Source organism: Paracidovorax wautersii, from assembly GCF_031453675.1.
Classification (GTDB): Bacteria; Pseudomonadota; Gammaproteobacteria; order Burkholderiales; family Burkholderiaceae_C; genus Paracidovorax.
The window spans coordinates 463,834-473,509 of record NZ_JAVIZX010000001.1 but is presented as its reverse complement, the minus strand read 5'-3'; the positions used below and the strand labels follow the sequence as shown (position 1 = coordinate 473,509).

9 protein-coding genes and 1 pseudogene are annotated in these 9,676 nt (G+C 70.5%); 8 read left to right on the top strand and 2 right to left on the bottom strand.

Annotated elements, in window-relative coordinates; all coding sequences use genetic code 11:
* Nucleotides 1-29 precede the first annotated feature (29 nt).
* Nucleotides 30-1,496 carry a cryptochrome/photolyase family protein gene (locus QE399_RS02225; RefSeq protein WP_309825732.1) on the bottom strand — a complete coding sequence of 489 codons (1,467 nt, stop codon included), beginning with the start codon at nucleotides 1,494-1,496 and terminating at the stop codon, nucleotides 30-32.
* A gap of 21 nt (nucleotides 1,497-1,517) precedes the next feature.
* Between QE399_RS02225 and QE399_RS02220 the strand changes: the two genes are divergently transcribed.
* The 6 genes from QE399_RS02220 to QE399_RS02195 all read left to right on the top strand — a co-directional run bounded on the left by QE399_RS02220 (nucleotide 1,518) and on the right by QE399_RS02195 (nucleotide 6,277).
* Entirely contained in the window at nucleotides 1,518-2,117 is a 600-nt protein-coding gene (locus tag QE399_RS02220; RefSeq protein ID WP_309825731.1) for a YqgE/AlgH family protein, read from the top strand.
* Nucleotides 2,114-2,542, top strand: coding sequence for a Holliday junction resolvase RuvX (ruvX, locus tag QE399_RS02215; RefSeq protein WP_309825729.1), 429 nt, complete (start codon nucleotides 2,114-2,116; stop codon nucleotides 2,540-2,542). Before QE399_RS02220 ends, ruvX begins: the two co-directional genes overlap by 4 nt.
* Nucleotides 2,539-3,084 carry a bifunctional pyr operon transcriptional regulator/uracil phosphoribosyltransferase PyrR gene (gene pyrR / locus QE399_RS02210; RefSeq protein WP_309825727.1) on the top strand — a complete coding sequence of 182 codons (546 nt, stop codon included), beginning with the start codon at nucleotides 2,539-2,541 and terminating at the stop codon, nucleotides 3,082-3,084. Before ruvX ends, pyrR begins: the two co-directional genes overlap by 4 nt.
* A gap of 2 nt (nucleotides 3,085-3,086) precedes the next feature.
* Nucleotides 3,087-4,049, top strand: coding sequence for an aspartate carbamoyltransferase catalytic subunit (locus QE399_RS02205; protein WP_309825726.1), 963 nt, complete (start codon nucleotides 3,087-3,089; stop codon nucleotides 4,047-4,049).
* Between the two features lie 183 nt (nucleotides 4,050-4,232).
* Nucleotides 4,233-5,528, top strand: coding sequence for a dihydroorotase (locus tag QE399_RS02200; protein WP_309825724.1), 1,296 nt, complete (start codon nucleotides 4,233-4,235; stop codon nucleotides 5,526-5,528).
* An 8-nt stretch (nucleotides 5,529-5,536) separates the two neighbouring features.
* On the top strand, nucleotides 5,537-6,277 hold the full coding sequence (locus QE399_RS02195; protein WP_309825723.1) for a lysophospholipid acyltransferase family protein: 741 nt from the start codon (nucleotides 5,537-5,539) through the stop codon (nucleotides 6,275-6,277).
* Nucleotides 6,278-6,376: 99 nt separating this feature from the next.
* Here the strand turns inward: QE399_RS02195 and QE399_RS02190 are convergent.
* A pseudogene (locus QE399_RS02190) lies at nucleotides 6,377-7,469 on the bottom strand (ABC transporter ATP-binding protein).
* A gap of 23 nt (nucleotides 7,470-7,492) precedes the next feature.
* Here QE399_RS02190 and QE399_RS02185 point away from each other — a divergent pair.
* Nucleotides 7,493-9,205, top strand: a complete 1,713-nt coding sequence (locus QE399_RS02185; RefSeq protein WP_405043047.1) for an ABC transporter permease — start codon at nucleotides 7,493-7,495, stop codon at nucleotides 9,203-9,205.
* Between the two features lie 71 nt (nucleotides 9,206-9,276).
* On the top strand, nucleotides 9,277-9,669 hold the full coding sequence (locus QE399_RS02180) for a DUF423 domain-containing protein (RefSeq protein ID WP_309825720.1): 393 nt from the start codon (nucleotides 9,277-9,279) through the stop codon (nucleotides 9,667-9,669).
* Nucleotides 9,670-9,676 lie beyond the last annotated feature (7 nt).

Sequence of the window (9,676 nt, the reverse complement as noted above, 5' to 3'; positions counted from 1 at the left end):
TCCGGCAGACCTTTTTTGTGGGCGGGGTCTCAGCCGGCCTTGACCACGGCGTAGCGCCGCAGCGTGCGCTCCCGCGCCGCGTCGTGCTCCACGATGGGGTGCGGGTAGGTGGTGCCCATTACGACCTCAGCCTCCTGCAGTTCCAGCGGCCGGGCCTTCCAGGGCGCGTGCAGGGCGGCATCGGGCAGCTTTGCCAGCGCCGGCAGGTAGCGGCGGATGAACTGGCCTTGGGGGTCGAACTTCTGGCTCTGGCTGACCGGGTTGAAGATGCGGAAGTAGGGCTGCGCATCGCAGCCGCTGGAGCTGGCCCACTGCCAGCCGCCGTTGTTGGCCGACAGGTCGAAATCGTTGAGCTTCTCCGCAAAGTAGCGTTCGCCCCAGCGCCAGTCCAGCCCCAGGTCCTTCACTAGGAAGCTCGCCACCACCATGCGCAGGCGGTTGTGCATGTAGCCCGTCTGGTTGATCTGGGCCATGGCGGCGTCGACCAGCGGGTAGCCCGTGCGGCCCTCGCACCAGGCCGCGAAGAGGGCGTCGGCGTCGGCGCCGCTTTCCCACTGGATGGCGTCGTAGGCCGGCTTGAAGCTCGCACCCACGACATGGGGGTGGTGCGCCAGCACCTGGAAGTAGAAGTCGCGCCAGATCAGCTCGCTCAGCCAGGTGGCGGCGCCGGCGCTACCGGCCTGGCTGCGCGCGTAGGCCGTGCGTGCCGCCAGGCGGGGCGACAGCGTGCCGAAGCGCAGATGCACGCTGAGGTAGCTCGGGCCTTTCACCGCGGGAAAGTCGCGCGCATCGTCGTAGGCATCGATGCGCTCCAGGAAGTCCTCGAACAGGGCCTGGGCGCCCTGCATGCCGGTGGGCAGCCGCAGCTGCGCCAGCCCGGTGGGCTCGAACCCCAAGGCCTGCAGCGAGGGCACGCCGTGGCGCAGGCCCTCGGGCCGTTGTGCCAGGTTCCGGCCGTAGCGCTCCACCGGGTAGGCGCTCAGGTAGAAATCGTCCACCTTGCGCAGCCAGGCGTTCTTGTACGGCGTGAACACGCTGTAGGGCGTGGCGGACTGCGTCATCACCTCGCCGCGCTCGAAGATGGTGTGGTCCTTGAAGGTCAGCAGGCGCATGCCGAGCGCCTGCAGCGCGGTGCGCACGTGGGCGTCGCGTTCCAGGGCCTGGGGCTCGTCGTCATGGTTGGCGAAGACGGCCTGCACCTGCAGCTGGCGGGCCAGCGCCGGAATGTCGTCGCGTGCCACGGCATGGCGCACGATGAGCCCGCCGTGCGGCTGGCCAGAGAGATCGCGCAGGCCCTCGTCCAGCGCCACCAGCGATTCGCGGATGAACTCCACGCGCCGGTCCGCGCGGGGCAGGGGGTCGAGGATCTCGCGGTCGAAGACGAACACGCAATGCACCTGGGCGCATTGGCGCAGGGCGTGGTACAGGGCGGCCTGGTCGTCGACGCGCAGGTCGCGCCGGAACCAGACGAGGCCGGAGGAAAAAGTAGGCGCCATGATCACCGTTAAAATTGCCGGATGCCTGCCGATTCTGCGCCCATGAACCTGACGCACCATTTCCTGATCGCCATGCCGGGGCTGGAGGATGCGTCTTTCGCGCGCAGCGTGGTCTATCTGTGCGAGCACAGCGAGCGCGGCGCGCTCGGGCTGATCATCAACAAGCCTTCGGACATCAACCTCAAGGGCCTGTTCGACAAGGTCGATCTGTCGCTGCGCCGCGACGACCTTACCGAGGAGCCCGTCTACCAGGGCGGCCCGGTGCAGACCGAGCGCGGCTTCGTGCTGCACGAGCGCATGGCCACCGATTCGGAGGATGCGGACGAGTCCGCCTACGCCTCCACCATGACCATCCCCGGCGGCCTGGAGATGACCACCTCCAAGGACGTGCTGGAAGCCCTGTCCACCGGCGCGGGCCCCCGGCGTGTGCTGGTCACGCTGGGCTACGCCTCCTGGGGCGAAGGGCAGCTCGAATCGGAGCTGGCCGAGAACAGCTGGCTCACCGTGGGCGCCGATGCGTCCGTCATCTTCGACACGCCCGTGGCCGAACGCTACGACCGCGCGCTGGGTCTGTTGGGCCTGCAGTCGTGGATGCTCTCGCCTGAGGCCGGGCACGCATGAGCGGCACGCCTGCCCCTGCCGCTGCCCCCGCCGTTCCCGCGCATTTCCAATCCTTCCTGGCTTTCGACTTCGGGCTCAAGCGCACAGGCGTGGCCGTGGGCAACAAGATGCTGCGCACCGCCACGCCGCAGGAGACCATCCGCGCCGAGGGCGACGCGCGCTTCACGCACGTGGCACAGCGCATCAAGGACTGGCAGCCCGACGCGCTGGTGGTGGGCGTGCCCTACCACCCCGACGGTGCGGCCCATGAGAACACCGCCCGGGCGCTGAAGTTCGCGCGCCAGCTGCGCGGCCGCTTCGGCCTGCAGGTCTTCGAGGTGGACGAGCGCTACAGCACGACCGAGGCGCATTCCACCGGTGCGCGCGATGCCGACGCGGCCTCGGCCTGCATCATCCTGGAACAGTTTTTGAGGAACCTGCCATGAGTGCCACCCCTTCTTCTTCGCCGCCATCGAACGGCCATCTGACGCTGGATGCCGAGGCCCTGTACCGCGAACTGCTGCGCGGCGTGCGATCGCTGCGCGGGCCGAACACGTACCTGGCCGGCATCGCCTCGGGCGGTGCCTGGCTGGCCGAGCGCCTGCAGAAGGACCTGGGCCTGGAAGGCGAGGCCGGCGTGCTGTCGTCCGCCATGCACCGCGACGATTTCTCCCAGCGCGGCCTGTCGGTGAGCGCGCAGACGGCGCTGCCCTTCGACGTGAACGGCGCCGACATCCTGCTGCTGGACGATGTGCTGTACACCGGCCGCACCATCCGCGCCGTGCTCAACGAGCTGTTCGACTACGGCCGGCCGGCCAGCGTGCGCCTGGCGGTGCTGGTGGACCGCGGCGGCCGCGAGCTGCCGGTGGCGGCCGAGTTCGCCGCCGCGCGCGTGGCGCTGCCGGACACGCAGTCGCTGGCCCTGGCCCGCACCGAGGCCGGCGCTTTCCATTTCGACATCAAAGCAGTGAACCCCCAAGAGGCCTGACGGTGCTGTACAAGCGCAATCCCCAACTCAACGCCAACGGCGAGCTGATCCACCTGCTGTCGATCGAGGGCCTGCCCAAGGGCATCGTGACGCACATCCTCGACACGGCCGCCAACTTCGTCTCGGTCAACGACCGCGAGGTGAAGAAGGTGCCGCTGCTGCGCGGCAAGAGCGTGTTCAACCTGTTCTTCGAGAACAGCACGCGCACGCGCACCACGTTCGAGATCGCGGCCAAGCGCCTGTCGGCCGACGTGATCAACCTGGACATCGCGCGCAGCTCCGCCAGCAAGGGCGAGTCGCTGCTGGACACCATCGCCAACCTGTCGGCCATGGCGGCCGACCTGTTCGTGGTGCGGCACAGCGAGTCGGGCGCGCCCTACCTCATCGCCCAGCACGTGGCGCCGCATGTGCACGTGATCAACGCGGGCGACGGCCGGCATGCGCACCCCACGCAGGGGTTGCTCGACATGTTCACCATCCGCCACTACAAGAAGGACTTCAGCAACCTGAGCGTGGCCATCGTGGGCGACGTGCTGCACTCCCGCGTGGCGCGCTCCGACATCCATGGCCTGACGACGCTGGGCTGCCCCGACGTGCGCGTGGTGGGCCCGCGCACGCTGGTGCCGTCCGACATGGCGCAGATGGGCGTGCGCGTGTGCCACACGCTCGAAGAAGGCATCAAGGACGCCGACGTGGTGATCGCCCTGCGCCTGCAGAACGAGCGCATGAGCGGCGCGCTGCTGCCTTCGAGCCAGGAATACTTCAAGAGCTTCGGCCTCACGCCCGAGCGCCTGCGCCTGGCCAAGCCCGACGCCATCGTCATGCACCCCGGCCCCATCAACCGCGGGGTGGAGATCGACTCCGCCGTGGTGGACGGCCCGCAGGCCGTGATCCTGCCGCAGGTCACCTTCGGCATCGCCGTGCGCATGGCGGTCATGTCGATCGTGGCGGGGAATGAAGCGTGACCCTCCGGAGTCGGCTCGCGCCTCGGCGCTGTCGCCAGAAGCGGCGGCTGGCCTGGGCCGCGCCAGAACTCCCTGTCTTGCCCATGGGCTGGCAGTGGAGGCGCAACGTGATTGATTTGCTCTGTTATTGATAGCTGGTTGCGCTTATCCATCAAGCGCTAGAGGCATATTGGGCTTGAAACCATGAAGATACTGATCCAGAACGGCCGCGTGATCGATCCGGCCAGCGGCCTCGACCGGGTGTGCGACGTGGCGATGGCCGCGGGCCGCATCGTGGCGATCGACCGGGCGCCCAGCGGCTTCACACCCAGCCGCGTGATCGACGCCACGGGCTGCTGGGTGCTGCCCGGCCTGGTGGACTTGGCGGCGCGCCTGCGCGAGCCCGGCCACGAGCACGAGGGCATGCTCGAATCCGAAATGGCCGCGGCCGTGGCCGGCGGCGTGACCAGCCTGGTCTGCCCGCCCGACACCGACCCGGTGCTGGACGAGCCCGGCCTGGTGGAGATGCTCAAGTTCCGCGCCGAGAAGCTGCACCAGTCCCGCCTGTTCCCGCTGGGCGCGCTCACGCGCGGCCTGGCTGGCGAGGTGCTGACCGAGATGGCCGAGCTGACCGAATCCGGCTGCGTGGGTTTTGCCCAGGCCGACGTGGCGCTGCAGAGCACGCAGGTGCTGCAGCGCGCGCTGCAGTACGCCGCCACCTACGGCTACACCGTGTGGCTGCGCCCGCAGGAGCTGTACCTGGGCAAGGGCGTGGCCGCCAGCGGCCCGCTGGCCACCCGCCTGGGGCTGTCGGGCATTCCCGTCGCGGCCGAGACGATCGCGCTGCACACCATCTTCGAACTGCTCAAGACCACGGGCGCGCGCGTGCACCTGTGCCGCCTGTCCAGCGCCGCTGGCGTGGATCTGGTCCGCCAGGCCAAGGCGGCCGGGCTGAAGGTGACCTGCGACGTGAGCATCAACTCGCTGATGTTCACCGACACCGACATCGGCTTCTTCGACAGCCGCGCCCGCCTGTCGCCGCCGCTGCGCCAGCAGCGCGACCGCGACGCGCTGGTGGCCGCCCTGGCCGACGGCACGATCGACGCGCTGGTCTCCGACCACACGCCGGTCGATGAAGACGAGAAGGTGCTGCCGTTCGCCGAGGCCGAGCCCGGCGCGACGGGCCTGGAGCTGCTGCTGAGCGTGGCGATCAAGTGGTCGCAGGACGGCGGCGCGCCGCTCACGCGTGCGCTGGCGGCGGTGACCAGCGAGCCCGCCCGCGTGCTGGGTGCGTCGCTCGGCACGCTGCAGGCCAGCGTGGGCCAGATCGTGGAAGGCGGCGTGGGCGACCTGTGCATCGTCGACCCGGCTGCGGCCTGGACGGTGCAGGCGGACGCGCTGGCCAGCCAGGGCAAGCACACGCCGTTCTCGTCGTACGAGCTGCCCGGCCGCGTGCGCTGCACGCTGGTCGGCGGCCAGGTCGCGTTCGAGCGCGGCTGAGCCACCGCATGTTGCGCCAGGCCCGCGCCTGCGGACGCATGCTGCGCCTGATCGCCCACATCCTTGCCGGGCTGGGCACGGTGCTGCTGCGCTTTCCGCGCATGCCGGTGGACCAGCAACGGGCCCGTGTGCAGGCCTGGCAACTCGAACTGTTGGCCCGCGCTGGCGTCACGCTCAAGGTGCGCGGCGCCCCGCCCGTGCAGGGGCCGGTGCTGCTGGTGGCCAACCACATCTCGTGGCTCGACATTCCGGTGATGCACGCGGCGCGGCATTGCCGCTTCATCTCCAAGTCCGACGTGAAGGGCTGGCCGCTGCTGGGCCGGCTGGCCACGGCGGCGGGCACGCTCTACATCGAGCGCAGCTCGCGGCGCGACGCGCGGCGCATGGTGCAGACCATGCAGCAGGCGCTTAACGAGGGCGATGTGCTGGCCGTATTCCCCGAGGGCACGACGGGCGACGGCATCACGCTGCTGCCCTTCCACGCCAACCTGCTGCAGGCGGCCGTGGAGGCCGACGCACCGGTGCAGCCCGTGGGCCTGCGCTTCATCGACCGCGCAACGGGCGAGATCACCCAGGCGGCCAGCTACATCGGCGACGAGTCGCTGGTGGGCTCGCTGTGGCGCACCCTGTGCGCCGACGGCCTGGTGGCGGTCGTGCACTACGGCGCGCCGCAGCAGGCCGCGGGGCGCGCCCGGCGCGTGTGGAGCGACGATCTGCGCAGCGCCGTCGATGCCCTGCGCCAGCGTTGAGTGGAATCGCTCCTGAAGTTGTAGCTGTTTGCGCTCGTATTTGCTGGGCTTCAGGTACTTTGATACCTGAATCGACCGGTTGACAAGCGCTGGCAGCTATCAAATTTGAACCGCTGAGGTCGGTGCCGACTCGCGCGGGAATGTCACCACATGGTCCACCTGGGGCCGGATGCCGATCCACTCGCCCACCGCATGGTTGTGGTGGCTGGGCACGTGGGCCAGCACCGCCAGGCCGTTGGCCAGTTCCAGCGTGTACAGGAACTCCGAGCCGCGGAACGACTTGCGCGTGATGCGCGCCTGCACGGGCGCGGCGTCGTCGTGCACCACGTCGTCGGCGCGCAGCAGCACGTCGCATTCACCGCCGGGGTAGCTGGCGGGCAGGGGGCACTCCGCCAGATCGGTCAGCTCGCCCAGCGGCGTCTGCGCCACCACGTGCTCGCCGCGCTGCACCAGCGTGGCCGGCGCGAACACGCCGTGGCCGATGAAATCGGCCACGAAGCGCGTGGCCGGCCGGTGGTAGAGCGCATAGGCGTCGTCCCACTGGTGCAGCTCGCCGGCCTGCATCACGCCGATGCGGTCGCCGATGGCGAAGGCCTCCAGCTGGTCGTGGGTGACGAACAGGGCGGTGGCGCCTGCGGCCTTCAGGATGCCGCGCACTTCATGCGCCAGGCGCTCGCGCAGGTCCACGTCGAGGTTGGAGAACGGCTCGTCCAGCAGCATCAGCTGCGGGCGCGGCGCCCAGCGCGCGGGCCAGCGCCACGCGCTGCTGCTGGCCGCCCGACAGCTCGTGCGGATAGCGCTGCTCGCTGCCCTCCAGGCCCACCAGCTGGAGCACTTCGTGCACGCGCGCGGCCTGCTCGGCCCGGGGCAGGGCGTGGATGCCGAAGGCCACGTTCTTGCCCACCGACAGGTGCGGGAAGAGGGCGTAGTCCTGGAACACCATGCCGATGCGGCGCTGCTCCGGCGGCACGCTGCGGCCGGCGCTGCTGACGGCCGCGCCGCTCAGGCGGATCTCGCCGGCCGCCACGGGCTCCAGCCCCGCCACGGCGCGCAGCAGTGTGGTCTTGCCGCAGCCCGAAGGGCCGATCAGCACGCCGATCTCGCCGGCCGCCAGGCCCAGCGACACGCCGCGCACGGCCGCCTGTGCGCGGCCGGCGTAGCGCACTTCGAGTTGGGAGACTTCCAGGAACATGCGGGGGATTCTAGGGGGCGCAGATGCGTAGAATTCGCATTTACCCCTCCGGCCAGGCGCTTTGCGCTCCGGCGCCCTTCTTTCCCCTTCCAGGCCGTCCCTTGCCACGCACCTTGTCGCTTGCCCTGCGCTCCCTTCCCCTGATCGTGCTGGCGGCCGTGCTCACCCTGCCGGTGCTGGCCGTGCTGGGCTCGTGGCTGCCCTGGGGGCACGGGGGCGAAGAGGCCGGCGCCATCCTGCGCGCGATGGCGTCCACCGTGCTGCCGGGCTACTTCGCCACCACCGTGTGGCTGGGCCTGGCGGTGGCGCTGGGCGCGGCCGTGGTGGGCACGGCCACGGCGGCAGCGGTCACGCTGTTCGACTTCCGCGGCCGGCGCACCATGGAGTGGCTGCTGCTGCTGCCCCTGGCCATGCCGGCCTACGTCACGGCATATGCGTACACCGACTTCCTGCAGTTCAGCGGCCCGCTGCAGGTGTGGCTGCGCGCCACCTACGGGCTGGAGGGCCGGCTGCTGCCCGAGGTGCGCAGCCTGGGCGGCGCCATCTGGGTGTTCATCTTCTCGCTGTACCCCTACGTCTACCTGCTGGCGCGCACGGCGCTGGGCGAGCGCGCGGCGCACCTGATGGAAGCCGCGCGGCTGCTGGGCGCGCCGCTGGCCCGGCGCATCCTCACCGTGGCGCTGCCGCTGGCGCGCCCGGCCGTGGCCGCGGGCGTGGCCCTGGTGCTGATGGAAACCCTGGCCGACTTCGGCGTGGCCAGCTATTTCGGCATCCAGACCTTCACCACCGGCATCTACAAGGCCTGGCTGTCCATGGACAACCGCCTGGCCGCCGCGCAGCTGGCCACCATCCTGCTGGTGCTGGTGGTCGTGCTGCTGCAGCTGGAGCTGCGCGCGCAGCGCCGCATGCGATTTGCCACCGGCGGCGCGGGCCGCGCGGGCTCGGCCGAGGCGCTGCCGCTGCGCCTGCACGGCCTGCGCTGCGTGGCAGCTTGGCTCGTGTGCCTGCTGCCGGTGCTGATGGGGTTTGTGCTGCCGGTGTTCTTCATGCTGCGGCCGCTGGCGGCGGACTGGTCCGTGCTGCCGTGGGACCGCTTCGTCGAATGGGCAGGCCACAGCGTGCGCCTGGGCGCCATCACCTCGGCGCTGGCCGTGGGCGTGGCGCTGGCGCTGGCCTTCGCCGTGCGCCGCCGGCCCGATGCCCTCACGCGCGGCGTGGCGCAGCTGGCCAGCGTGGGCTATGCCGTGCCGGGCGCGGTGATCGTCGTCGGCCTGCTGCTGCCCGTGGGCTGGCTGCAGCAGACGGCGCCCGAATGGGGGCTGCCGGCGCTTATCACCGCCACGGCGGTGGGCATCGTGTGGGCCTACCTGGTGCGCTTTTGCGCCGTGGCGCTGCAGTCCATGCAAAGCGGCTACGCGCGCATTCCCGCCAGCCTGGACGACTCCGCCCGCATGCTGGGCACCGGCGGCGCCGGGCTGCTGGCCCGCGTGCACTGGCCGCTGCTCAAGCGCTCGGCCGCGGCGGCCGCGCTGCTGGTGTTTGTGGACGTTATGAAGGAGCTGCCCGCCACCATGGTGCTGCGCCCCTTCAACAGCGACACGCTGGCCGTGGTGGCCTACCAGCTTGCGCGCGACGAGCGCCTGGGCGAGGCCGCGCTGCCCTCGCTGGCGCTGGTGGCGGTGGGGCTGGTGCCGGTGATCCTGCTCAGCCGCACGCTGCGCAGCCGGCCCCGCTGAATGCGGAGCAGTCCCTCACGTCTTCCTCGTCTTCGTCTTTGTCTTTTCTTCTTCGCACCAGGAACACCGCCATGACCGCCCGCCTCTGGACACTGATCGCCGCTTTCCTGGGCGCCACTGGCGTCGGCATGGCGGCCTACGCCTCGCACGGCCTGGGCTTCATCGCCGACGGCACGCAGCGCGAGGCCACGCGCACCACGCTGCAGCTGGCCGTGCAGATGCAGCTGTTCCATGCCCTGGCCCTGCTGGCCACCGGCATCTGGGCGCACCTGCAGCCCAGCCGCTGGCTGGCGGCGGCGGGCGCACTGTTCCTGCTGGGCGTGCTGCTGTTCTGCGGACTGATCTACCTGCGCATCTTCACGGGCACCGAAGCGCTGCGCCCCTTCGTGCCCTGGGGCGGCACCAGCCTGATGCTGGCGTGGCTGTGCCTGGGTTTCGCCGGGCTGCGCGCCCGCACGCCCTGACAGAGCC